Below are 23,433 nucleotides of genomic sequence, written 5' to 3' on the forward strand. Positions count from 1 at the left end.
GCCACATTCGTGGCCATACTCCTGGCGCGCGCGGGCCGTCAGGCCATAAGCGTTACTGGCTTGCCAGTTGCGCCTGCGTGTAGAAGCCGTCCTTCACGACGACGTCCACGTTGCTCTTCGTGAGCAGCGTCGGCTGCAGCAGCACCGTATCGACCTTCTTCTTGCCGTTGTCGTACTGCGCGTTGTACGCCGGTTTCTGGCCCTTCGCGAGATCGACGGCGAGCTTCGCGGCTTCGCCCGCGATGAGCTTGAGCGGCTTGTAGACCGTCATGGTCTGCGTGCCCGCCACCACGCGCTTGACCGCCGCGAGGTCCGCGTCCTGGCCCGACACCGGCACCTTGCCCGCGAGATGCTGCGCGGCGAGCGCCTGGATCGCGCCGCCCGCCGTGCCGTCATTCGAGGCGACGACTGCGTCGATCTTGTTGTTGTTCGCGGTGAGCGCGTCTTCCATGATGCGCAGCGCCGTCGAAGCGCTCCACTCCGGCACCCACTGCTGGCCGACCACCTTGATGTCGCCGCGGTCGATGGCGGGCTTGAGGACCTTCAGTTGTCCTTCACGCAGCATCTTCGCGTTGTTGTCGGTGGGCGCGCCGCCTAGCAGGAAGTAGTTACCCTTGGGCTGCGCGTCGTAGACACCCTTCGCCTGGAGCTCGCCCACCTTCTCGTTGTCGAACGAGATGTACGCATCGATATCGGCGTCGAGAATCAGACGGTCATACGAAACGACCTTGATGCCGGCCTTCTTCGCTTCGGCCACGACGTTGGTGAGCGCCTTCGAGTTGAACGGCACGATCACGATCACATCCACGCCGCGCGAGATGAGGTTTTCGATCTGCGAGACCTGACGCTCTTCGCTCGCATCGGCCGACTGCACCGACACCTTCGCGCCCATTTTCTCCGCGGCCGCGACGAAGTAGTCGCGGTCGCGCGACCAGCGCTCGACACGCAGGTCGTCGATACAGAAGCCGATCTCGGGATGATCCTTGCTCGCGTGCGCGAGCGGTGCGGCAAGCGACAGGCTTGCGAGCACGGCCCCGCATACGAGCGAACTCAGAACCGAACGACGTTTGGCGAAATTCATGTCTCCATACTCCTCTTGATGCCGGTGCACAGGCGCGCGCGAACGCGTCGCCGCCGCGGCGATGGTTATCAGGGTGTTGCCGATATCATTGCGGAACACACGCGAAACGGCACAGCGTGCGGTATAACCGTAGGACGACTAATCAGCTGCACGACTACACTGGCCGTGCAGTTTTTTCTTCGCCGGCGCCGCTAGTCAGGCGCCGGCGAAGAAAACCGGTTCGAGCGCGCGATACAGCGCGCTAAAGGTTGGACGGCGCGCCTCGCGATACCAGGCGTGGCGTGCGGCGTCAGGTTCGCGAACCGCCAGCACGGGCGGCTGTGGGCACACTTCGTCGAGCGTCGCGCCGGGTTCCAGCGCGAGATGCGCGAGGCGCGCGGCGCCCAGCGCCGGCCCCACCTCGCCGCCTGCGCGCAGCGTGAGCGCGCGGCCGCTAATGTCGGCGAGCATCTGCGTCCACCAGGCGCTGCGCGAGCCGCCGCCGATTACGGTGATCGTGTCCGGCACGAGCCCCGCCGCATGCAGCGCGTCCATGCCGTCGAGCAGCGCGAAACCCACGCCTTCCAGCGTTGCGTTGGCGAGATCGGCGCGCGCGGTCTGCGGGGTCATGCCGTAGAACACGCCCTTCGCGTTGACGTTGTTGTGCGGCGTGCGCTCGCCGCTGAGATACGGCAGGAACCACGGCCGGCGCGCGTCGCGCTCGGCGGTCGAGTTCGCCTCGGCGTCGGCGAGCAACGCGGCAACGCTTTCGTAACCCGTCAGTTGCGCCGTGAAGTCGAGGCAGCTGGCCGCGTTGAGCATCACGGACATCAGGTGCCACGTATGCGGCAACGCATGGCAGAAGCTGTGCACCGCGGAATCGGGATTGGCGAGAAAGCCGTCCGAGACCGCGAAATAGACGCCCGACGTGCCGAGCGACAGCATCGCGTCGCCGGGCCGCACGATACCCACGCCCACGGCGCCCGCCGCGTTGTCGCCGCCGCCCGCCACCACCGGAATTTCGCGCAGGCCGAACTGGCGTGCGAGTTCGGGCCGCAGTGTGCCGGTCGCCTGGTTGCCTTCGAACACGTCCGGCATGTGCGCACGCGTGAGGCCGCAGGCTGAAAGCAGCGTGTCGCTATAGTCGCGCTTCGCAATGTCGAGCCACAGCGTACCGGCGGCATCGGACGGATCGGTGGCGAACACGCCCGTGAGCAGCCAGCGCAAATAGTCCTTCGGCAACAGCACGTGCGCGATGCGCGCGAAGATCTCCGGCTCGTGCTTGCGCACCCACAGCAGCTTCGGCGCCGTGAAGCCCGGCATCGCGAGATTGCCCGCAATGGCGTGCAACTGCGGCACGGCGCGTTCCAGTTCGATACATTCGGTATCCGAACGACCGTCGTTCCATAGAATGGCGGGACGCAGCACCTCGCCCTGCGCGTCGAGCAGCGTCGCGCCGTGCATCTGGCCGGTCAGGCCGAGCGCCTCGATGCGCGCCGCGTCGATACCGCGCCCGCGCGCCTCGTCGACGAGTGCGCGCAATGCGCTCTGCGTGGCGAGCCACCAGTCTTGCGGCGCCTGTTCGGACCAGCGCGGCTGCGGCCGGCTCACGGTGAGCGGCGCGCTCGCGCTGCCGAGCACATCGCCCGCGCGGTCGAGCAGCACGGCCTTCACTCCCGACGTGCCGAGGTCGATACCGATGAACATGTCTCCGTCCTGATTTTTTTCGTCAGTTTGCCTTCAACGGCAAACGGCGCAATTGCGAATTTGACGGCGCGCGCTAATGTTTTTTCGCGCGCGCCGTGGCACCGCTAGCGCTGGCCGTAGACGGCCTGGTTCACGACATTCTCGAGTCGCTCCTGCTGGCCGCTCGCGTGCTGCGGATTCATGCCGTGCGAGAGTGCGTCGGCGGCGAGCGACGAGAGCGAATAGCCCCCCGCGAGAATCTTGCGGCCAAACTCGCTGTCCCAGCCCGCGTAACGCTGACTGCGGAACTGCTCGAGCCGGTCGTTCTCGACGAGCGCCGCACCGCGCTCGAGCGCCAGCGCGAGCACGTCGATCGCGCCCACGTGGCCATAGAACATGTCTTCCGGATCGCTGCTCGCGCGGCGCACCTTCGCATCGAAGTTCATGCCGCCCGTGCTGAAGCCGCCGTGGCGCAGGATCTCGTAGAACGCGAGCGTCAGTTCTTCGACGCTGTTCGGGAACTGGTCCGTATCCCAGCCGTTTTGCGGGTCGCCGCGATTCGCGTCGACGCTGCCGAACACGCCCAGCGCGAACGCCGTGGCGATTTCGTGATGGAACGAGTGGCCCGCGAGCGTCGCGTGATTCGCCTCGATATTCACGCGGATTTCGTTTTGCAGCCCGTATTGCGTGAGGAAGCCGTGCACCGTCGCAACGTCGTAGTCGTACTGGTGCTTGGTCGGCTCCTGCGGCTTCGGCTCGATCAGCAGCGTGCCGGTGAAGCCGATGCGGTGCTTGTGCTCGACCACCATCGAAAGGAAGCGTGCGAACTGCTCGCGCTCGCGCTTGAGGTCGGTATTGAGCAGCGTGTCATAGCCTTCGCGCCCGCCCCACAGCACGTAGTTCTCGCCGCCCAGCTTGCGCGTCGCGTCGAGCGCATGACAAACCTGCGTGGCCGCGTAGGCGAAGACTTCGGGGTTGGGGTTGGTGGCGGCGCCGCCGGCGTAGCGCGGATTCGAAAACAGGTTGGCGGTGCCCCAGAGCAGCTTCACACCGCTCGCCTGCTGGCGCTCGCCGAGGTAATCGACCATGCGCTTGAAGTTTTCCGTGTAGTCCTTCAGGTCCTTGCCTTCCGGAGCGACATCGGTGTCGTGGAACGTGTAATAGGGGGTGCCTAGCTTCGAGAAAAACTCGAACGCCGCGTCGGCCTTCTGGTGCGCGCGCTCCATGGCGTCGCCGGGCTGCTGCCACGGGCGGTGAAACGCGCCCTGCCCGAAGATATCGTTGCCGGGCCAGACGAACGAATGCCAGTAGCACACGGCGATGCGCAGATGCTCTTCGAGCGTCTTGCCGAGCACCTTTTTGGTACGGTCGTAGTGATGGTACGCAAGCGGGTTGTCCGACTGCGGGCCTTCGTATCGAATGGCGGGGATATGTTCGAAATACGACATGATGTCTCCAATGTTGTTGCAGCGCAGCGGCGCAGCGTGCATCCCTCTGTGTGACGCCATACTGCCCGCGACGCGCAAAGCGCGGCAATTGCGAAATTGCGTGAGACCCTTAACGTTTCCTGCCGACGGACGCGGCCGGTGTGCCCGCGAACCCGAATGTGGGCCTAAAATAACCGGACGCTTAAAACGACGCGCCGCAGGCGCCAGAGACATCGTAGCGCGGTGCACCTTGACGCGCACCGCCCCCGAACTGGAGACATGGCGGTTTTCCGCCGGCGCTGCACGCCGGGCGACCAGCCGCCGACACGACATGACCCGTGCCCCCGCTTCCCAGACGCCCCACCGCATCGCGCTGCTGTTCAACGCGAATAAGGTGTACGACCGCGAGATCATTGCGGGGATTGGCCACTATCTGCGCTCCACGCGCGTCGCGTGGGACCTCTTTCTCGAGGAGGACTTCCGCTGCCGCCTCGCGGGCATCGAGCGCTTCGACGGGGACGGCATCATCGCCGACTTCGACGACCCCGACGTGGCCGACGCCCTGCGCGGCTGCCCGCTGCCGGTGGTTGCCGTGGGCTCGTCATTCGAAGACGCGGCCCAGTACCCGGCCGACGTGCCCTATATCGCGACCGACAACCGCAAACTGGTCTCGCTCGCGTGGACGCACCTGATCGGCGCGGGCCTGCCGAATCTCGCGATGTACAGCCTGCCTGTCGCGCAGGAAAACCGCTGGGCCCAGGAGCGCGAACTGGCGTTCCAGGCGCTCGCCCGCGAAGAAGGCGTACAGGCGCCGATCTACCGGGGCCAGGCCACCAGCGCCAGCGCCTGGAACCAGGCCATCGAGCAGTTGAGCGTCTGGCTGCACAGCCTGCCCAAGCCCGTGGGCGTGATCGCCGTGACCGACGCACGGGCGCGGCATTTGCTGCAGGCGTGTCTGATTCACGGCATTGCCGTGCCCGAGCAGGTGGCGATCATCGGCATCGACAACGATCCGCTCACCCGCACGCTCACGCGCATTCCGCTCTCGTCGGTCATCCAGGGCACGGAGGAAATGGGCAAGACCGCCGCCCACCTGCTGCACCAGATGCTGCGCGGCGCACGTTTTCCGGGTCAACGCATTCTGGTTCCGCCCGTCGGCATCAACGTGCTCGAATCGACCCGCCACGAACCGCTGTCGAGTCCGCATGTCATGCGCGCACGCCATTTCATTCGCCAGTACGCCTGCCAAGGCATCAAGACCGAGCAGGTGGCCGACTACGTGGGCGTATCGCGCTCGTCGCTGGAAGACTACTTCCGGCGCGAACTGCAGTGCACGGTCCACCAGGAAATCCTGCGCCACAAGCTCGACGCCGCCAAGGCGATGCTCGCGAGCCGCGACGCCTCGAGTGCGGAGGTGGCGATCCGCTGCGGATTCACGTCGCTGCAGTACATGTATGCCGTCTTCCGGCGCGAACTGGGATGCACGCCGCGCGAATATCAGGACAGTGTCGCGAACGCTTCGGGCCCGCGCCTGTCCACCTGATGAAGCGGCTTCGGCCACCCCGGACAATCACGCTTTCTTCATACGTTCCCTTCACCTCATGAACACTCTTGCTGCCCATCTGACTTCCGAACCGTGGGGTGCCCTGCCCGGCGGCGACGCCGTGCGGCTCTACACGCTGCGCAACGCGCAGGGCATGAAGGTGACAGTCAGCGACCTCGGCGCGACGCTCGTCTCATGGCTCGCGCCCGATCGCGCCGGCCGCCTCGCGGACATCATGCTCGGCCACGACACGCCCGCGGACTATCTCGCCGCCACCACGTACATGGGCGGCCTGGTCGGGCGCTGGGCCAACCGCATCGCCGGTGCGCATTTCACGCTGGACGGCATCGACTATCCGCTCGATCGCAACGAGAACGGCAATCTGCTGCACGGCGGCGCGAACGGTTTTCATCGGCAGATGTGGCAGGTGGAAGAGGATCGGGGCTCGCTGGTGCTGCGGCTCGACTCGCCCGAAGGCGACGGCGGCTTTCCGGGCAACGTGAGCGTGCAGGTGCGCTATACGCTCGACGACGACGGCACGCTGACGCTCGAATACGAGGGGGTGACCGACGCGCCTACGCCGCTGAATCTCACGAGCCACGGCTACTTCAACCTGTCCGGCGAGGCGAGCCCGGACATTCGCGGCCACGTGCTGACGATCGACGCGGACGCCTTCCTCGAAGTCGATCCGCAGTTGATTCCCGTGCGCATCGCCGACGTCTCGGGCAGTGCCTTCGACTTCCGCCATGGCGCGCCGCTCGGTGCTCGGCTCGACTGGCCGCACGCGCAACTCAAGCGCGCACGCGGTTTCGACCACTGCTACGTGCTGCGCGCGCCCGAGAGCACGGCGGGCACGCTGCACGCCGCGCCGGGTCGCTGGCCCGTGCGGCCGGTGGCGCGCGTCTACGAGCCGGGCAGCGGACGCGAGCTTGCCGTCGCGACCGACCAGCGCGGTCTGCAGCTCTATACGGGAAATTATCTGGAGGGACAGCCGGGACGCCGCGGCGCGACCTGCGCGCGCTATGCGGGGCTGTGCCTCGAAGCGGGCGGCTTCCCGAACCAGATCAACATGGAAGCGCCCGCCTGCGAAGAGGTGGTGCTGCAGCCCGGCAAGACCTATCGGCAGGTCACGCAATACCGCGTGAGCGTGCTCGCCTGATGCCGGGCGCCAGGCCTTACGACACCTTGTCGTACTGATACACGCCGCGGCCGGTCTTGCGGCCGAGCTGGCCCGCCGCGACCATCTCGCGCAGCAGCGGGCACGCACGATACTTCGAGTCGCCGAAGTCCTTCAGGAACACATCCATCACCGAGAGACACACGTCGAGTCCGATCAGGTCCGCCAGCGCGAGCGGGCCGATCGGATGATTGGCGCCGAGCTTCATGCCGGCGTCGATTTCCTCTGCGCTCGCAATGCCCTCCGCGAGCACGAAAAACGCTTCGTTGATCATCGGCACCAGAATGCGGTTCACCACGAAGCCCGGCGCGTTTTTCACGGCGATCGGCGTCTTCTCGAGGCGCAGCGCCATTTCGCGTACCGACTCGGCCACCTCCGGGCGCGTCTGCAGGCCGCGGATCACCTCGACGAGCGGCATCATCGGCACCGGGTTGAAGAAGTGCATGCCGATGAAGCGCGACGGGTCGGCGAGCGTGGTGGCGAGCGCCGTGATCGAGATCGACGAGGTGTTCGACGCGACGATCGCGTCGGGGCGGGCCGCGGCTTCGATCTGCTTGAGAATGCGCGTCTTGAGCTCGGCGTTCTCGGTTGCGGCTTCGATCACGAGATCGACGCTCGCGAGGCGCTGGTAGTCGGTGGTCGTTTCGATGCGTGCGAGCGCGGCGTCGCGCGCGCCGGCTTCGAGCTTGCCCTTCGAGACGAGCCGCTCGAGGCTATGGGTGAGCGCGGCGACACCCTTGGCGAGCGCCGCGTCGGTGACGTCGATCATCACCGCCTTGAGCCCCGCCACTGCCACCGCCTGGGCGATGCCGTTGCCCATCGTGCCTGCGCCCACGATCCCTACCGATTCGATTGCCATGCCTCGTCCTCACTCCTTGTCTGCGACCCCGGCGTGTCGCTATGGAAAATGCCGGTCGTGCGGCGCAACCCGTGGTGCACCGCACCAATACCCACAGTGTAACGGGTTGCGCGAATCGACTGGCACTCGCGTGACGGGGGAATCTGCGGCAAAGCGCCTGCGCGGCGACCTGAAGGGCTCGGCGCTCAGGCGCCGCCAAGCCGGCCGTACTCGATTGGCGTGCGCGTATAGAAGAGCTCGACGCCGCCCGTTTCGAGTGTGACGAGGAGCGCATCGATGGAGGGCTCGTCGGCGACGATCAGCACCACGGCGGGCTCGTCGGCCAGATCGAAGAAGTGGGCGGCGTGCATCTTTCCGTGGGCGTCGAGGCCTTCGTAGCCTTCCAGCACGGTGATGCCGAAGACGCCCTGCGCACGCGCGGCGTCGATGATCCACGCGACCGCGGACTTGTGGCCCTTCTTGTGCTTGCGGCTCGTGTAGAGCGTGAGTTGACTGCCTGCGGGCACGGGCACCTCCATGCAGCCGGAAATAGCGTCATCAAGCGCCGCGCGACAGGCGGCATGAAAAAAGTCTAGCACGCGCCCTGATACGCGCCGGCATGCCCGCTGGCGCCCTAGAAGTTGTACTGGAAGTAGATCTGACTGAAGTTCGTACCCGGATTCGGCTCCTTGATATCCGCGTTCGACAAATGCTGGAAGCGGAACCCGGCCTGGTAGTTGCCGTGCTCGCCGAACTGCGCGCCGACGCCGATCATGTCCACGAACTGGAACGACGTCGACGTCGCGCGATCGGGCGTCTGCCGGACATGCGAGAGAAAGTGAAAGCCCACGCCCGCCTCGATGAACGGCTTGAACCAGCCGCTGTCCTTGATGAAGCGAAAAACGGGCGTCACGCCGTATTCCCAGATATGCGAGTAGACGGCATCCGGCGCGTTCAGCTTCCAGTAGGCGACATGCGCCTCGCCAACCAGCGTGAAGTGATAGCCGCCGAGATGCCACCACTGCAGGCCCGGATCCCACACGAGGCCGAGATCGAGCTTTTTCACGTCGTGGTCCGCTACGCCCGCGCCGAGTTGCACGCCGAACGTGTTGTCCGCCTGCGCGCCAGCCGCGCCGAAGGCGCAAAGCGCGGCGAGCGCCCCACGCACTGCATGAGCGCGCCAGACGAATCTTCTTACTCTCATATATTTCCCCGATTCGCTCGATTCAGCATGACGCCATGCATCGGGCACTCCCACGGTTTGCGCGGATTCGGTACCAGCGCAAATGCCATACAAAATGCGCTACGCGCTTGTCATCTGGATAGAACAAATACCATCACGCTCCAATATTCACTAATGACTGGCGCACATATGAGAGCGAAGTTTAGCGTCGAAAAATCGGGCACGCTCGCTCGCGTGCCAACAGACCGTGCCCGTGCAGGGCCTGCGGCTTGATAAAGACTGACTGGCAGCTTTCAGTTTCGATTATCGAGTCGGGTAAATGGTGCTGAACGATTATTTACGGAAGGATTTACAAAATATGGAAATCACCTTGTTAACGAATCCGTCTCAATTACCGCCCGTCGATTTACCGGGTATTCGCGTTTGTGATTAGCGATTTTCCGGTCAGCTGCCCATCCCGATAATCCTCAGCGTAAAGCCGGCGTGACATCTGGACCCGGGTATTCCCGAACATCGCGGAATGCGCTGCGCAGCTGTACCCAAATTGAGGACAGACAGCGCGCGGGCCCCTCGCATAATCCGCGTGAATTGTGATCCGCGGCAAACAACAACGTCATAACCCTTGCCACGCTCACGTCCCGGTGCTTAGGAGGAGACACATGAGCCCAATCCCGCAAGGGCATGCTTCGCGCGTGCCGCAAACGTCCGCGCAGGCGCAGTCGAACTGCGCAGCCGCCACCGAACAAGTCACGCGCAAGGTATCGCGCCATTTGCTCGGCTTCCTGTTCCTGCTGTTCGTCGTGTCGTTCCTCGACCGCATCAACATCGGCTTCGCGGGCCTGACGATGATGAAGGACCTCGGCCTGTCGAGCACGCAGTTCGGCTTCGCCACCACCCTCTTCTACGTTGCCTATATCGCGTGCGGCATTCCCGGTAATCTCATGCTCGCGCGCGTCGGTGCGCGCCGCTGGATCAGCTTCATCATGATTGCGTGGGGCCTCGCCTCCACCGCGACGATGTTCGCCACCAACGCCACCACGCTCTACTGGCTGCGCATGCTGGTTGGCGTGACCGAGGCGGGCTTCCTGCCCGGCATGCTGCTCTATCTCACCTGCTGGTTCCCGAGCGCGTGGCGCGCCCGGGCCAACGCCCTCTTCATGATCGCGATGCCCGTGACGGCCGCGCTCGGCTCGGCGGTCTCGGGCTTCATCCTCAAGCTCGACGGCCATGCGGGACTCGCGGGCTGGCAATGGCTCTTCGTGCTCGAAGGCATGCCGGCCGCACTGCTCGGCTGCGTGGCGTTCTTCTATCTGGACGACACGCCGCGCGCCGCGCGCTGGCTCAGCGCGCAAGAAAAACGCACGCTCGAAGCCGCGCTCGCCGAGCCGGCCGATACCCTCGCTGCGCCCACGACCCACGCCGCGAGCGAGCGCAGCCTCTGGCAGCAACTGCGCTCGCCGGTGGTCCTGCGCTTCGCGGCAGCGTACTTCTGCCTCGTCAATACGCTCGCGATGGTCGCCGTGTGGGCACCGCTGATCGTGAAGGGCTTCAGCGCTGGGGCCAGCAACGTTACCGTGGGCCTCGTCGCGACGATTCCGCAGATCGTCACCATCGTCGCGATGATCGTGTGGGGGCGCCGCTCGGACCGGCGTCAGGAACGCAAATGGCACCTTGCCGCGCCCATGCTGCTCTCCGGGCTCGGCTGCGTGCTGACTGCGCAAGGCGGCGCGCCGCTCGTGCAGCTGCTCGGCGTGTGCCTCGCATCGGCGGGGTCGTACACGGCGATGTCGATCTTCTGGACCACGCCCGATCAGGCGTTCACGCCGCAGGCGCGCGCGGTGGGTATCGCGGTGATCAATGCGATCGGCAATATCAGTTCGGCGGCGAATCCACTCGTGGTGGGGTGGCTCAAGGATGCGACGCACAGCTATGCCGCGGGGCTCATCTATTCCGCGGTGTTGCTCGTGCTGGGGGCGGTGATCGTCGCGACGTTGCCGATCGGGCGCGGTGGCCGCAGCAATCGGGAGAAGGAAGTGAAAGCCGTGCCGCGCGCGGCGGTTTGAGCGAGCTTCGGAGTGCAAATCGCGCGACGGTGGGCGCCGCGCGATTTCGTTGAGGCAGCTCGCAACGCAGTGCGTGGCGGTTCGCCCGCATCGCGCTCGCAGCACCCGCTTCGAGCGCGCCGTGCGGGCGCTACCCTGCTAACGTTCCGCGCCTGCCCGGCTGCGGCGCGCGGTGAAGCCCGGCAAGCGCTTCACGAAACCGGTGGCGAGCGCGGTGCCCACGAGAATCGCCGCGCACGCCTCGACCATGCCCATCGACACGCGTTCGCCGAGAAAGAGCGCGCCCCACAGAATGCCGAAGATCGGGATCACGAACGTCACCGTGATCGCGCGCGCCGGGCCCACCGCCGCGATCAGGCGGAAGAACAACAGATACGCGATGCCCGTGCACGCCACGCCAAGGCAGAGCACCGCGCCCCACGCATGCAGCGAGATGGGCGTAGCCGGCCAGGTTGCCACGGCGAACGGCGCGAGCACGAGCGTCGCGCCCGTCATCGTCCCGGCAGCGACCGTGAGCGGATCGACGCCCGTGAGATGGCGCTTCGTGTAGCTCGCGGCAACGCCGTACAGCGCCGCTGCAACGAGCGCCGCGAGGGCGGCGAGCGCAGCGCTGGTGGATGACGCGCCGTCGCCGGCGTGCGTCACGACCTGATCCCACACCAGCGCGAGCACACCGGCGAAGCCGATCGCGAGCCCGACCACCCGTAGCCCGCTCAGACGATCCTTGAGCCAGACATACGCGACGACCGCGCCCCACAGCGGCGTGGTCGCGTTGATCACGGACGTGACACCCGCGGAGAGCGTGAGCTCGGCCCATGCGAACAGACAGAACGGTGCGGCCGAATTGAGGATGCCGACGATGAAAAGCGGCCACGCACGTTCGCGCAGCGTGCCGAGCGCTTCGCGTGCGGGGCGCCGCGAAAACAGCACGAGCAGCAGGAACAGCGCGCCGATGCCGACACGCAGCGCCATCAGGGGCGCGACGCCGAAGTCGGTCACGCCGACGCGGATGAACAGAAATGACCCGCCCCACAGGGCGGCGAGGATGACCAGTTGCGCGAGTTCGATCGGGTTCATGTGAAGTGGCGCTGAATGAGCACGGGTTTGCGCGCGGGCGCGCGATTGCACGAATCACCGGCGCGAAGGTATGCGTATCGTAAGGCGAGCGGCACGCGCCGTATAACGAAGGATTCTCACCGATATGTGAGAAAAATTAACAGCCGGATCTTGCGGTCTCGTTCTACGCTTCCTGCGCTTTCTTGTGCTTGCTATGTATTTGCTTTGCGGCGCACAAAAGAGAAAGCCCGCGTAATCTTTTGATTACGCGGGCTCTATTCTGGTCGGGGCGAGAGGATTTGAACCTCCGACCACCTGCACCCCATGCAGGTACGCTACCAGGCTGCGCTACGCCCCGAGAGCTAGAAAGTATAACAGAGAGTTTCTCTAATTAGAACCGCTTCGCACGTAATTCGTGAACGACTCACATGCATGCGTTCAGCGAGGTGTTTCAGCGCCCAAGCAGATCGAGCACATGCAGCAATTCCTTGCGCAACTGATCGACGTCCACGAGGGCGGTCGTGCCTTCGGCAACCGGCGCCCCTGCTGCTTCGGACTGCCCGGCTTCGTCGGCCGCCGCCCCGTGCGAGTCGAGCCGGTTGCGCGCGCCGTTGATCGTGAACCCCTGCTCGTAGAGCAGTTCGCGAATGCGACGGATCAGCAATACTTCGTGATGCTGGTAATAGCGACGATTGCCGCGCCGCTTCACCGGCTTCAACTGCGTGAACTCCTGCTCCCAATACCGCAGTACGTGAGGCTTCACGCCGCACAATTCGCTCACCTCGCCAATGGTGAAGTAGCGCTTGGCGGGGATGGGAGGCAAGACGACCTTTTCGCTTGTCGATGTCATCGCCGGGTTGCCGTCGTGGTGGTTGCGCAATGAGGCGTCGCCGCCTGGGTCCTTGAAGTCTGCTATTTCTACTTATACGTTCACGCCCGCCATATAGCCACCGGCGCGGGCATACCGGCGCGGGCATACCAGCGCGGGCATACCAGCGCGGGCAAACAACCTCAACGCATCAACGCGGGAAGCTCGCCTCGGCGCCGCTCTCCACGAGCGCCTTCAACTTCTGGCTCGCATGGAACGTCACCACGCGACGCGCCGCGATGGGTATCGCCTCGCCCGTCTTCGGGTTGCGGCCGGGTCGTTGCGGCTTGTCGCGCAACTGAAAATTGCCGAAGCCCGACAGCTTCACGCTGTCGCCGCTTTCAAGCGCGTCGCGAATCACTTCGAAGAAGGCTTCGACCATGTCTTTCGCTTCGCGCTTGTTGAGACCGACGTTGTCGAACAGCAGCTCAGCGAGTTCGGCTTTCGTCAGCGTGGGCGTGTCGTTCGTGGCGCTTGCCGACGAGGCAGGAATGTCGCGAATCATGGCGCTACGCTGTGCCGCAAGAAGGGCTTCGAAATCACTCGAGTTCATTTCGTTCATCTATCTATGCAATGGCGCGCTGCCGGTTGCGGGGTTCACTTGCTACCTCGCAAACCGGAAGCCGATGTCGGTACGTGAAGAGCCGAGGAGCTTATCCGCGCAACCGGGCGCCATACACTCGAGCCAGGCGATCCACCAGGGACTTGATGGCCGTATCGACCGTCTCGTCCTGAAGGGTTCCGCCAGTATCTTGCAGGGTCACCCGGAAGGCAAGGCTTTTCTCGTCCGCGCCAAGTCCGGAAGTATTTGATTTTGCACGAAATTCATCGAATAGCGCAACCCTCTGCACAATCCGGCAAGGCTCGTCTTGCATACCCTTCTGGAACTCGTCGAGCAACGCTTGCACCTCGATCCTTTGATCGACAACAAGAGCGATGTCACGGCGGACCGGCGGGAATTTCGAGACTTCGCCAGGCGTCGGCAGTTCGCGCGCCATCAGTGCGTCGGCCTCGACTTCGAAGAGCATCGGTGCGTGCGGCAGGTCGTACTTCTGCATCCAGCGCGGATGCAGCTCGCCAATCCAGCCCACGGCACGGCCATCGACTTCGATGCGCGCGCTACGTCCCGGGTGTAGCGCGGGGTGTTCCGCCTTCACGAAACGCGGCGTCTTCGCGGCGCCGAGCGATGCGAACAACGCTTCGAGATCGCCCTTCACGTCGAAGAAGTCCACGCCGCGCGTCTGCGCGCCCCACTGCTCTTCGAGCGCGGGACCGTAGGCGAGCGCGCCGATCATCTTCGGTTGTGCGAAGCCTTCCACCGTCATCTCGCTCGCCTTGATCGACGGATCGTGCAGGAACACGCGGCCCGCCTCGAACACGCGCACGCGGTCGGCGCGGCGGTTGAGGTTGTGGCGCAGCACGTTGATGAGGCTGCCGAACAGCGTCGTGCGCATGACCGAGAGCTGGCTCGCGATCGGATTCAGCAGCTTCACGGGATTCGCGTTGCCGGCGAAGTCCTGCTCCCACTCGGCATCGACGAAGCTGAAGTTGATCGTCTCGGCGTAGTCGCGCGCGGCGAGCGCGTGGCGAATCGCGTGGATCGAGCGGCGCGTTTCGTGGGTCGCACGCATTTCGCTGCGCGCCACCGGCGGCAACGCCGGAATCTTTTCGACGCCGTAGATCCGCGCAACTTCTTCGATCAGGTCTTCTTCGATCTCGATGTCGAAGCGGTACGGCGGCGGCGTGACGCTGAAGCTCTCGTCGCCCGCATCGTCAACGCTACGCGTGAACGTGAGACCGAGGCGCGTGAAAATCTGCGCGATCTCGTCGGCGCCGATCTTCACGCCGATGATGCGGTTCGCGCGCGCCACACGCATCTTCACCGCTTCGCGCGTGGGTACGTTCACGGTTTGATCGTCGACCGGGCCGGCAGCGCCGCCGCAGATATCGAGGATCAGCTGCGTGATGCGCTCGATGTGCTCGACCGTCGTCGACCAGTCAACGCCGCGCTCGAAGCGATGGCCCGCATCGGTCGAGAAGTTGTAGCGGCGCGAGCGGCCACGGATGCTGTCCGGCCACCAGAATGCAGCTTCGAGATAGATGTTGGTGGTGTCGAGCGTGACGGCCGTGCTGTCGCCGCCCATGATCCCCGCGAGGCTTTCGATCTCGCGCTCGTCGGCGATCACGCCCACAGTTTCATCGACTTCGACGGTGTTGCCGTTGAGCAGCTTGAGCGTTTCGCCCTTCTTGCCCCAGCGCACGTCCATCGAGCCGTGGATCTTGTCGAGATCGAACACGTGCGACGGGCGGCCGAGTTCGAGCATCACGTAGTTCGAGATATCGACGAGTGCCGAGATGCTGCGCTGGCCCGAACGCTCGAGGCGCTCGACCATCCACATCGGCGTCTTCGCGTGCGCGTTCACGCCGCGGATCACGCGGCCCGAGAAGCGGCCGCATAGGTCCGGCGCCGAGATCTTCACGGGCAGCTTTTCATCGAGCTTCACTTCGACCTTCGGATACACGGGCGCCTGCAGCGGCGCGCCGGTGATCGCAGCGGTTTCGCGCGCGATGCCGTACACCGAGAGGCAATCGGCCTTGTTCGGCGTGAGCTTGACTTCGAAGACGGTGTCGTCGAGATTGAGCGCTTCGCGGATATCCTGACCGATCGGCGTATCTTCCGGCAGGATCATCAGGCCGCTGTGGTCTTCCGAGAGCTTCAGTTCGCGCGCCGAGCACAGCATGCCCTGGCTTTCCACGCCACGCAGCTTCGAGAGCTTGATCGCGAAAGGCTTGCCGCCTTCTTCGGCGGGCGGCAGTTCGGCGCCCACGAGCGCCACGGGCACCTTGATGCCGGGCGCGACGTTGGGCGCGCCGCAGACGATCTGCAGCGTCGCGCCGGTGCCGGCATCGACCTGCGTGACGTTGAGCTTGTCCGCGTCCGGGTGCTTCACGACTTCGAGCACGCGCCCTACGACAATTTTCGTGGTGGGGGGCGCCGCCGGGCTCAGGCCTTCGACTTCGAGGCCGGCCATGGTGAGCGCGTGGGCCAGTTCATCGGTCGTGAGCTTCGGATCGACAAAGCTTCTCAGCCAGGATTCGGGGAATAGCATTTGGTTTACGTTCCAGACAGATTGTGACCGTCGCGTAGGCGGGTGCTCGCGCACCTTCTCCAGGTGCTGCGTCCGCCTCGCGCACTGCAAGCGAATGCGTCGCTTCGCTCAGGCGAACTGACGCAAAAAGCGCAGATCGCCTTCGAAGAACAGGCGCAGGTCCTGCACGCCATAGCGCAGCATCGTCAGGCGTTCGAGGCCGCTGCCGAACGCAAAGCCGATGTAGCGCTCCGGGTCGAGGCCCATGTTGCGGATCACGGTCGGATGCACCTGGCCCGAGCCCGAAATCTCGAGCCACTTGCCGGCGTTCTTGCCTTGCTCGAACATCATGTCGATTTCGGCCGACGGCTCCGTGAACGGGAAGTACGACGGACGGAAGCGCACCTTGATATCGTCGCGCTCGAAGAACTTCTTGAGGAAGTCGGTGTAGACACCCTTCAGGTCTGCGAAGCTGATGTTCTCTTCGATCCACAGGCCTTCGACCTGGTTGAACATCGGCGAATGCGTGGCGTCGCTGTCCACGCGATAGGTGCGGCCCGGCACGATCACCTTGATGGGCGGCGTGTGCGTGCGCGCGTAGCGCACCTGCATCGGACTCGTGTGCGTGCGCAACAAAAGCTGACGGCCATCGGCGTCCTTGCCGTCCACGTAGAACGTGTCCTGCATGGAGCGCGCCGGATGGTTTTCCGGGCTGTTGAGCGAGGTGAAGTTGTACCAGTCGGTTTCGATCTCGGGACCGTCGGCCACGTCGAAGCCGATCGAGCCGAAAATGCGCTCGACGCGTTCCCACGTCTGCATCACGGGGTGCAGGCTGCCCGTGCCCGTGCCGCGGCCCGGCAGCGTGACGTCGATCGCCTCGGCGGCGAGACGCTGGTTCAGGAGCGCGTCCGCGAGCGCCTGGCGGCGCGCGGTGAGCGCAGCTTCCACTTGCTGCTTGACGGCGTTGATGCGTGCGCCTTCGGTCTTGCGCGTTTCCGCGTCGAGCTTGCCGAGACCCTTGAGCAGTTCGGTCAGCGCGCCGGACTTGCCGAGAAAGCGGGCCTTTTCGTTTTCAAGCGTGTTGACGTCGGGGGCGCAAGCGAACGCGCTTTGCGCGTCGGCGACAATCTGGTCCAGATCCATTGATCCCATCTTTTCAGCGTCAGAGTTTGAGACTTGGAGCCTCTCCGCGCTCACGGCACGCCATGATGACGCCTGGCAATGACGGTGCGAAGACACTCCATGAAGCGGCGCAAGAAGCGTAATTACCAACAAAAACGGGGCTCGGTGAGGAGCCCCGTTTTTGTTGCAGCATCACCGAGACTACCGGAATGTCTGCTGCAACGAACCTGCGCAATACCTGCTATCAGGCAGCGACGGCGGCCTTCACCTGCTTGACGATCGCAGCAAATGCAGCCTTGTCGAACACAGCCATGTCAGCCAGAACCTTGCGGTCGAGTTCGATCGAAGCCTTCTTCAGGCCGTTGATGAACACGCTGTAGGTCATGTCGTGCTGACGCACCGCCGCGTTGATACGCGTGATCCACAGTGCGCGGAACACACGCTTCTTGTTGCGGCGATCGCGATAGGCGTACTGGCCTGCGCGCATGACCGCCTGCTTGGCGATGCGATAGACGTTATTGCGACGGCCGCGGTAACCCTTGGCCAGGTTGATGATCTTCTTGTGGCGGGCCCGTGCGGTAACCCCACGTTTGACTCGAGGCATGTTTCGCTCCTATGAGTTATCGGTTGAGGATTACGCGAACGGCAGCATTGCGCGCACGGAGTTCAGATCGGAATCATGAACGGCCGTTGCACCACGCAGATGACGCTTGTTCTTGGTGGTCTTCTTGGTCAGGATGTGACGCTTGAAGGCTTGACCGCGCTTGACGGTACCGCCCGGACGAACCACGAAGCGCTTTGCAGCGCTCTTCTTGGTCTTCATCTTCGGCATGACAGACAACTCCATTATTTGATGGACATGGGTGTGCGGTTGGCGCGGTGTTCGCACACCTTGCCGGGACTCCGCCCTTCGAAACCCACTCCACTTGTTTTGGCGACTGGCTGGCTTTTTAAAACAAGCTCGCCGCCGCTTCCAGGAAAAACGCCCGTTTGCCGCACTTCACGTGCAGCGCGCGGGCGCCGTTCCGGAACCTGCTTGCCGCCTTCTGCGCACCACGGCGCCGAAGACGTCATTGAAAACTGCATGTTGACCGCCGCGCAGGTCGAACCGCGCGGCGCGCCAATTACTTCTTCTTCTTCGGAGAGAGCACCATGATCATCTGGCGCCCTTCCATCTTCGGCATCTGCTCGACCTGACCGACTTCTTCGAGGTCGGTGCGCAGGCGTTCGAGCATGCGCATGCCGATTTCCTGGTGGGCCATTTCGCGGCCCCGGAAACGCAACGTGATCTTCGTCTTGTCGCCATCGTCAAGGAAGCGCATGAGATTACGCAGCTTGACGTTGTAATCGCCATCGTCGGTACCCGGGCGGAATTTGACTTCCTTGACCTGGATGACCTTCTGCTTGAGCTTGGCCTCGTGCTGCTTCTTCGATTCCTGGTACTTGAACTTGCCGTAATCCATCAGGCGGCACACGGGAGGCACGGCCTGCGGAGCAATTTCAACCAGATCGACGTCCTGCTGTTCCGACATGCGGAACGCATCGGCCAGCTTTACGATGCCGAGCGGCTCGTTCTCGATTCCGACGAGACGCACCTCGGGTGCAGTGATTTCACCGTTGATGCGATGCGACTTATCCGTAGCGATGTTACGTTTCCTCTAAAAATTAAAAAAACGAGCCGCGCTGCCGCAGTGGCTTACCTGAACGTCTTGATGTCTTCCGCAAGACGCGCTGTAAAGGCATCGACGGGCATGACACCCAGATCGACGCCGCCACGGGCACGCACGGCTACCGTTTGTGCTTCACGCTCCTTGTCGCCGACGACAAGCAGGTACGGGACCTTCTCAAGCGTGTGCTCGCGTATTTTATAGCTAATTTTCTCGTTGCGCAAATCGGCCGCCACTCTAAGCCCTTGTTTTTGCAACGATTGGACCAGATTCGCGGCATATTCGGCCTGACTTTCCGCGATATTCATCACAACGGCCTGCACCGGAGCGAGCCACGGCGGCATTGCGCCGGCATGGTGCTCGATCAGAATTCCGAGGAAACGCTCCATCGAACCGAGGATGGCCCGGTGCAGCATGATCGGGCGGCGGCGGCTGTTGTCCTCGGCCACGTACTCGGCGCCAAGGCGCTCCGGCAGGACCATGTCGAGCTGCAGCGTGCCGCACTGCCACGAACGGCCCAGCGCGTCCTTGATGTGGTACTCGACCTTCGGACCGTAGAACGCGCCCTCGCCCGGCAGCTCTTCCCACTGCAGGCCGCAGGCCGTGAGCGCCTCGCGCAGGCCCTGCTCGGCGCGATCCCACGTCTCATCCGTCCCCGCGCGCGAATCCGGACGCAGCGAGAGCTTGATGTCGATGTGATCGAACCCGAAATCCTTGTAGATGCTCATCGCCAGCGTGTTGAAGGCGATCGACTCGCTGATGATCTGGTCTTCCGTACAGAAGATGTGCGCATCGTCCTGGACGAAGCCGCGCACGCGCATGAGGCCGTGCAGCGCGCCCGACGCCTCGTTGCGGTGGCACGAGCCGAACTCCGCGAAACGCAGGGGCAGATCGCGATACGAGCGCAGGCCGTGGTTGAACACCTGGACGTGGCCCGGGCAGTTCATCGGCTTGATCGCGTAGTCGCGCTTTTCCGACTCCGTCGTGAACATGTTTTCACGATAGTTCTGCCAGTGACCCGACGCTTCCCAGAGCGAGCGGTCCATGATCATCGGCGTCTTGATTTCGTCGTAGCCGGCCAGGCGCAGGCGGCCGCGCATGTACTGCTCGACCTGCTGCCAGAGCGTCCAGCCCTTCGGGTGCCAGAACACCATACCCGGCGACTCGTCCTGCATGTGGAACAGGTCGAGCTGCTTGCCGAGCTTGCGGTGATCGCGCTTTTCGGCCTCTTCAAGCATGTGGAGGTACTGGTCCTGGTCTTCCTTCTTCGTCCAGGCCGTGCCGTAGATGCGCTGCAGCTGCTCGTTCTTCGAATCGCCGCGCCAGTAGGCGCCCGCGACCTTCATGAGCTTGAAGACCTTGAGCTTGCCCGTGGACGGCACGTGCGGGCCGCGGCACAGGTCCGTGAAGCCGCCGTGCGAGTACAGCTTGATTTCCTCGGCGCCCGGAATCGATTCGATGATCTCGGCCTTGTACTTCTCGCCGATGCTCTTGAAGTAGTCCACGGCTTCGCCGCGCGTGACGACGCGGCGCGACACCGGCTCGTCTTTCTTCGAGAGTTCCAGCATGCGCTTTTCGATCTTCTCGAGATCTTCGGGCGTGAAGGGACGGTTGTAGGCGAAGTCGTAGTAGAAACCGTTGTCGATGACCGGCCCGATCGTGACCTGCGCTTCCGGGTACAGCTCTTTCACCGCATAGGCGAGCAAGTGCGCCGTCGAGTGACGAATGATGTCGAGGCCGTCGGCGTCCTTGTCCGTGACGATGGCGAGCGATGCGTCGTGATCGATCAGCGTCGACGTATCGACCAGTTCGCCGTCGAGCTTGCCGCCGAGCGCCGCCTTGGCGAGGCCGGGGCCAATCGAAGCCGCCACTTCGGCGACCGTGACGGGATGATCGTACTGTCGAACCGAACCGTCGGGCAGACGTATCGCAACCATGTTTTTCTCCAGAAGTGCCAGGCAGGCACATCGTATTGTTCGTGGGAACAGACTGCGGAAAACTTCACAGCGAAAAAAAATGCGGCCCCGCTTTCGAGGGGCCGCATTCACTTTTCAAACCTGCCTACAGAGGCGAAAGAGGTCCTCGACTAGCGTCGCTCCGAAGTAGTTTCGGTAAACGTTCGCGGTGTCATAACCGTATTCGCCTTATGGCGCTTCCTTTGCAGGCGCAGCGCGCTGTGTGCATTTACTGCCTTGAGCCCCGGCGAAGCCAGGATCTCGATTTCGTTGGTAGGCTCGATTGGACTCGAACCAACGACCCCCACCATGTCAAGGTGGTGCTCTAACCAGCTGAGCTACGAGCCTGAAGAAGAGAGATTATATGAAGTGGCCACAGACTTGGCAAGCATTTTTTTGCAGCGCGGCAATCTTTGGCTGCCCCGTCTGGCCGCTTCAGCCCCTGCGCGACGCCCGCTGCACCCCGCCCACCTCGCCGAGCAGCACGCAGGCGCGCTGGATCTGCGCCGAATTCGACACTTCCACCGTGAACTGCATATACGCCGCATTGCGGCGCGACTGGGTCTTCACGCCGATCACGTTCATCTTCTCGCGCGCGAACACTTCGGAGATGTCGCGCAGCAAACCCTGGCGGTCGGTGGCCTCGATCGAGATGTCGACCGGGTAGACCGACTGGCCGCGCCCGCCCATGACGTCGGCCGACCACGTGGTGTGCAGCACGCGCTCGGGCGCGCGGTTGGCCATGCGCCGGAAGGTCGGGCAGTCGCTGCGATGGATCGACATGCCCTTGCCGCGCGTGACGAAACCACTGATCACGTCGGGCGGCGCGGGCCGGCAACAGCGCGCGAGCTGCGTAAGAAGCGCGTCGACGCCCACCACCAGCACGCCCGACGACCCGCCATGCGCGACGTTCGCGCCGCTCGCGCGTTTGGTGAGCTGCTCGGGCGTCTCCTCTTCGGGCTCGGCCGTGGGCGCGTCGTGCAGCGCATGCTCGACGTTGCGCAGGCTGAACTCTTCCTTGCCGACCACGCTGAAGAGGTCGTCGGGCGACTTGAAGCCCAGCTTGGCCGCGAGCTGGTCGAGACTGACCGACGTGCGGCCCTCGCGCTGCAGCGTCTTTTCCACCATCGCGCGGCCGTTAGCGATGTTCTCCTGCGCCTCGATCGCGTTGAACCACGCGCGGACCTTCTGACGCGCACGCGGGCTGTGCAGATAACCGAGCTGCGGATTGAGCCAGTCGCGCGACGGGCCGCCCTCTTTCACCGAGACGATCTCGACCGTCTGGCCGTTGCGCAGCTGGGTGTTGAGCGGCACCATCGCGCCGTCCACGCGCGCGCCGCGGCAACGATGGCCCAGTTCGCTGTGCAGGTGATAGGCGAAGTCGAGCGGCGTTGCGCCCTGCGGCAGCGCGATCACGCGCGCCTGGGGCGTGAGGACGTAGATGTGGTCGTCGTCGAGCGTGGCCTGGCGCAGCTGCTCCCACGGCTGGCGCCCATCCGACACATCGTCCTTCCAGGCGAGCAGCTGGCGCAGCCACGCGATCTTCTCGTCGTAGCTGCTGCTCGCGCTGAACTGGCCGCCATAGCCCTTCGCCCCGGCTTCCTTGTAGCGCCAGTGCGCGGCCACGCCGTATTCGGCAAACTGATGCATCTCCTGCGTGCGGATCTGCACTTCGAACGCGCGGCCGTCGTCGCCGATCACGACCGTGTGCAGCGACCGATAACCATTGGGCTTGGGCCGCGAAATATAGTCGTCGAATTCCCTCGGCACCGGCTGCCAGAGGTTGTGCACGATGCCGAGCACCGTGTAGCAATCCTTGATGTCGGGCACGATCACGCGGAACGCGCGCACGTCGTAGAGCTCGGAGAAGTCGATCTCCTTGCCGCGCATCTTCTTCCAGATGCTGTAGATGTGCTTGGGCCGCCCGCTGACCTCGGCCTGGATATGCGCCGCCGCAAGCTCGCTCTGCAGCCGCGCGATCGCCTCGGACACGTAGCTCTCGCGCTCCACGCGCTTTTCGTCGAGCAGCTTCGCGATGCGCTTGTAGGTGTCGGGCTCCTGGAAGCGGAACGCGAGGTCTTCGAGCTCCCACTTCAGTTGCCAGATGCCGAGCCGGTTGGCGAGCGGCGCGTAGATTTCGAGCGTCTCGTGCGCGATCCCGGGCGCCGGCTTGATCTTCGCCGCCGCATAAAAGCGCAGCGACTGCAGACGCGACGCGAGCCGGATCAGCACGACGCGGATGTCCTGCGCGAACGCCAGCAGCATCTTGCGCAGCGACTCGACCTGCGCGCGCCGCGCCGCCTGGGCGTCGCGACTTTCCCGGCCCGCTTCGGGCACGGCATGCTGCGCGGCGCGCAGGCTCACGGTGCCGAGCCGCAACAGCTTGCGCACGTCGAACACGAGCTTCGCGACTTCCGCGCCGAAGCGCGCTTCGAGCGCGTTTTCCGGATCGTCGAGATGCGGCGCGAGATTGAAGAGCGCCGCGGCGAGCACCGCAGGCGGATCGACGTTGAGCCGGCTCATGATGAATGCCGTGCCCTGCGCATGTTCGATGAGCGGCTCGCCCGTGGAAAGACGTGCGTCGCCGGCGTGCTCGCGCACGAACGCAAGCGCGTCGTCGAGCGACGGCAGCGCGCCGGTATCGGCGGAAACGGCGGGGGCGGGAGGAACGGTGTCGCTACTCATGAGGCGATGCCCGC

The 23,433-nt window shown here is 64.3% G+C and carries 19 protein-coding genes and 2 tRNA genes; 3 read left to right on the forward strand and 18 right to left on the reverse strand.

All coding sequences use genetic code 11. The features are described from left to right. Positions 1 to 52: 52 nt before the first annotated feature. The 3 genes from xylF to xylA all read right to left on the reverse strand — a co-directional run bounded on the left by xylF (position 53) and on the right by xylA (position 4,194). Positions 53 to 1,081, reverse strand: a complete 1,029-nt coding sequence (gene xylF, locus AB4Y40_RS02245) for a D-xylose ABC transporter substrate-binding protein (RefSeq protein WP_368686266.1) — start codon at positions 1,079 to 1,081, stop codon at positions 53 to 55. A gap of 195 nt (positions 1,082 to 1,276) precedes the next feature. Continuing rightward, positions 1,277 to 2,767: a xylulokinase gene (gene xylB / locus AB4Y40_RS02250; protein ID WP_368686267.1), complete on the reverse strand. Its 1,491-nt coding sequence runs from the start codon at positions 2,765 to 2,767 to the stop codon at positions 1,277 to 1,279. A 104-nt stretch (positions 2,768 to 2,871) separates the two neighbouring features. Continuing rightward, positions 2,872 to 4,194, reverse strand: coding sequence for a xylose isomerase (gene xylA, locus AB4Y40_RS02255; protein ID WP_368686268.1), 1,323 nt, complete (start codon positions 4,192 to 4,194; stop codon positions 2,872 to 2,874). A 310-nt stretch (positions 4,195 to 4,504) separates the two neighbouring features. Here xylA and AB4Y40_RS02260 point away from each other — a divergent pair, with 310 nt between their 5' ends. Further along, the gene (locus AB4Y40_RS02260) at positions 4,505 to 5,716 is read left to right on the forward strand and encodes a DNA-binding transcriptional regulator (RefSeq protein WP_069268209.1); all 1,212 of its coding nucleotides are present in this window, start codon (positions 4,505 to 4,507) and stop codon (positions 5,714 to 5,716) included. A 58-nt stretch (positions 5,717 to 5,774) separates the two neighbouring features. Then, positions 5,775 to 6,875 (forward strand): aldose epimerase family protein, encoded by a 1,101-nt coding sequence (locus AB4Y40_RS02265; RefSeq protein WP_368686269.1) that lies wholly within the window; start codon positions 5,775 to 5,777, stop codon positions 6,873 to 6,875. 16 nt (positions 6,876 to 6,891) lie between these two features. Here the strand turns inward: AB4Y40_RS02265 and AB4Y40_RS02270 are convergent, their stop codons facing one another. From AB4Y40_RS02270 to AB4Y40_RS02280, 3 genes are all read right to left on the reverse strand, one after another. Beyond that, complete coding sequence (locus AB4Y40_RS02270; protein ID WP_368686270.1) at positions 6,892 to 7,752, reverse strand: 3-hydroxybutyryl-CoA dehydrogenase; 861 nt, start codon at positions 7,750 to 7,752, stop codon at positions 6,892 to 6,894. 185 nt (positions 7,753 to 7,937) lie between these two features. Continuing rightward, positions 7,938 to 8,258, reverse strand: a complete 321-nt coding sequence (locus tag AB4Y40_RS02275) for a DUF190 domain-containing protein (RefSeq protein ID WP_368686271.1) — start codon at positions 8,256 to 8,258, stop codon at positions 7,938 to 7,940. A gap of 107 nt (positions 8,259 to 8,365) precedes the next feature. Beyond that, positions 8,366 to 8,935, reverse strand: a complete 570-nt coding sequence (locus AB4Y40_RS02280; protein ID WP_368686272.1) for an acyloxyacyl hydrolase — start codon at positions 8,933 to 8,935, stop codon at positions 8,366 to 8,368. Positions 8,936 to 9,573: 638 nt separating this feature from the next. Here AB4Y40_RS02280 and AB4Y40_RS02285 point away from each other — a divergent pair. After that, positions 9,574 to 10,977: an MFS transporter gene (locus tag AB4Y40_RS02285; protein ID WP_368686273.1), complete on the forward strand. Its 1,404-nt coding sequence runs from the start codon at positions 9,574 to 9,576 to the stop codon at positions 10,975 to 10,977. Between the two features lie 138 nt (positions 10,978 to 11,115). Here AB4Y40_RS02285 and AB4Y40_RS02290 read toward each other — a convergent pair whose 3' ends face one another. The 12 genes from AB4Y40_RS02290 to AB4Y40_RS02345 all read right to left on the reverse strand — a co-directional run bounded on the left by AB4Y40_RS02290 (position 11,116) and on the right by AB4Y40_RS02345 (position 23,419). Beyond that, a complete protein-coding gene (locus AB4Y40_RS02290; RefSeq protein WP_368686274.1) occupies positions 11,116 to 12,054 on the reverse strand; it encodes a DMT family transporter in 939 nt (312 codons plus the stop codon). Positions 12,055 to 12,314: 260 nt separating this feature from the next. Then, positions 12,315 to 12,391 (reverse strand) — tRNA-Pro (locus AB4Y40_RS02295). 93 nt (positions 12,392 to 12,484) lie between these two features. Further along, a complete protein-coding gene (locus tag AB4Y40_RS02300) occupies positions 12,485 to 12,883 on the reverse strand; it encodes a MerR family transcriptional regulator (protein ID WP_368686275.1) in 399 nt (132 codons plus the stop codon). Positions 12,884 to 13,052: 169 nt separating this feature from the next. Next, on the reverse strand, positions 13,053 to 13,463 hold the full coding sequence (locus tag AB4Y40_RS02305; RefSeq protein ID WP_028204248.1) for an integration host factor subunit alpha: 411 nt from the start codon (positions 13,461 to 13,463) through the stop codon (positions 13,053 to 13,055). Positions 13,464 to 13,554: 91 nt separating this feature from the next. Next, positions 13,555 to 16,011, reverse strand: a complete 2,457-nt coding sequence (gene pheT / locus AB4Y40_RS02310; RefSeq protein WP_368686276.1) for a phenylalanine--tRNA ligase subunit beta — start codon at positions 16,009 to 16,011, stop codon at positions 13,555 to 13,557. 108 nt (positions 16,012 to 16,119) lie between these two features. Continuing rightward, complete coding sequence (gene pheS, locus AB4Y40_RS02315; protein WP_368686277.1) at positions 16,120 to 17,133, reverse strand: phenylalanine--tRNA ligase subunit alpha; 1,014 nt, start codon at positions 17,131 to 17,133, stop codon at positions 16,120 to 16,122. A 223-nt stretch (positions 17,134 to 17,356) separates the two neighbouring features. Beyond that, a complete protein-coding gene (rplT, locus tag AB4Y40_RS02320) occupies positions 17,357 to 17,716 on the reverse strand; it encodes a 50S ribosomal protein L20 (RefSeq protein ID WP_004192938.1) in 360 nt (119 codons plus the stop codon). 30 nt (positions 17,717 to 17,746) lie between these two features. Beyond that, positions 17,747 to 17,944 (reverse strand): 50S ribosomal protein L35, encoded by a 198-nt coding sequence (gene rpmI / locus AB4Y40_RS02325; RefSeq protein WP_004191477.1) that lies wholly within the window; start codon positions 17,942 to 17,944, stop codon positions 17,747 to 17,749. A 292-nt stretch (positions 17,945 to 18,236) separates the two neighbouring features. Further along, positions 18,237 to 18,758 carry a translation initiation factor IF-3 gene (gene infC, locus AB4Y40_RS02330; RefSeq protein ID WP_342923698.1) on the reverse strand — a complete coding sequence of 174 codons (522 nt, stop codon included), beginning with the start codon at positions 18,756 to 18,758 and terminating at the stop codon, positions 18,237 to 18,239. Between the two features lie 50 nt (positions 18,759 to 18,808). Further along, entirely contained in the window at positions 18,809 to 20,716 is a 1,908-nt protein-coding gene (gene thrS, locus AB4Y40_RS02335; RefSeq protein WP_368686278.1) for a threonine--tRNA ligase, read from the reverse strand. A gap of 289 nt (positions 20,717 to 21,005) precedes the next feature. After that, positions 21,006 to 21,082: transfer RNA gene (locus AB4Y40_RS02340), tRNA-Val, on the reverse strand. Between the two features lie 87 nt (positions 21,083 to 21,169). Then, positions 21,170 to 23,419, reverse strand: coding sequence for a bifunctional (p)ppGpp synthetase/guanosine-3',5'-bis(diphosphate) 3'-pyrophosphohydrolase (locus AB4Y40_RS02345; protein WP_368686279.1), 2,250 nt, complete (start codon positions 23,417 to 23,419; stop codon positions 21,170 to 21,172). Between the last annotated feature and the right edge of the window lie 14 nt (positions 23,420 to 23,433).

It is taken from the genome of Paraburkholderia sp. EG287B, assembly GCF_040965595.1.
Classification (GTDB): Bacteria; Pseudomonadota; Gammaproteobacteria; order Burkholderiales; family Burkholderiaceae; genus Paraburkholderia.

Coding starts and splice junctions, on each gene's coding strand:
- xylF (WP_368686266.1), bottom strand. CDS start 1,081: ATGAATTTCGCCAAACGTCGTTCGGTTCTGAGTTCGCTCGTATGCGGG.
- xylB (WP_368686267.1), bottom strand. CDS start 2,767: ATGTTCATCGGTATCGACCTCGGCACGTCGGGAGTGAAGGCCGTGCTG.
- xylA (WP_368686268.1), bottom strand. CDS start 4,194: ATGTCGTATTTCGAACATATCCCCGCCATTCGATACGAAGGCCCGCAG.
- AB4Y40_RS02260 (WP_069268209.1), top strand. CDS start 4,505: ATGACCCGTGCCCCCGCTTCCCAGACGCCCCACCGCATCGCGCTGCTG.
- AB4Y40_RS02265 (WP_368686269.1), top strand. CDS start 5,775: ATGAACACTCTTGCTGCCCATCTGACTTCCGAACCGTGGGGTGCCCTG.
- AB4Y40_RS02270 (WP_368686270.1), bottom strand. CDS start 7,752: ATGGCAATCGAATCGGTAGGGATCGTGGGCGCAGGCACGATGGGCAAC.
- AB4Y40_RS02280 (WP_368686272.1), bottom strand. CDS start 8,935: ATGAGAGTAAGAAGATTCGTCTGGCGCGCTCATGCAGTGCGTGGGGCG.
- AB4Y40_RS02285 (WP_368686273.1), top strand. CDS start 9,574: ATGAGCCCAATCCCGCAAGGGCATGCTTCGCGCGTGCCGCAAACGTCC.
- AB4Y40_RS02290 (WP_368686274.1), bottom strand. CDS start 12,054: ATGAACCCGATCGAACTCGCGCAACTGGTCATCCTCGCCGCCCTGTGG.
- AB4Y40_RS02300 (WP_368686275.1), bottom strand. CDS start 12,883: ATGACATCGACAAGCGAAAAGGTCGTCTTGCCTCCCATCCCCGCCAAG.
- AB4Y40_RS02305 (WP_028204248.1), bottom strand. CDS start 13,463: ATGAACGAAATGAACTCGAGTGATTTCGAAGCCCTTCTTGCGGCACAG.
- pheT (WP_368686276.1), bottom strand. CDS start 16,011: ATGCTATTCCCCGAATCCTGGCTGAGAAGCTTTGTCGATCCGAAGCTC.
- pheS (WP_368686277.1), bottom strand. CDS start 17,133: ATGGATCTGGACCAGATTGTCGCCGACGCGCAAAGCGCGTTCGCTTGC.
- rplT (WP_004192938.1), bottom strand. CDS start 17,716: ATGCCTCGAGTCAAACGTGGGGTTACCGCACGGGCCCGCCACAAGAAG.
- rpmI (WP_004191477.1), bottom strand. CDS start 17,944: ATGCCGAAGATGAAGACCAAGAAGAGCGCTGCAAAGCGCTTCGTGGTT.
- thrS (WP_368686278.1), bottom strand. CDS start 20,716: ATGGTTGCGATACGTCTGCCCGACGGTTCGGTTCGACAGTACGATCAT.
- AB4Y40_RS02345 (WP_368686279.1), bottom strand. CDS start 23,419: ATGAGTAGCGACACCGTTCCTCCCGCCCCCGCCGTTTCCGCCGATACC.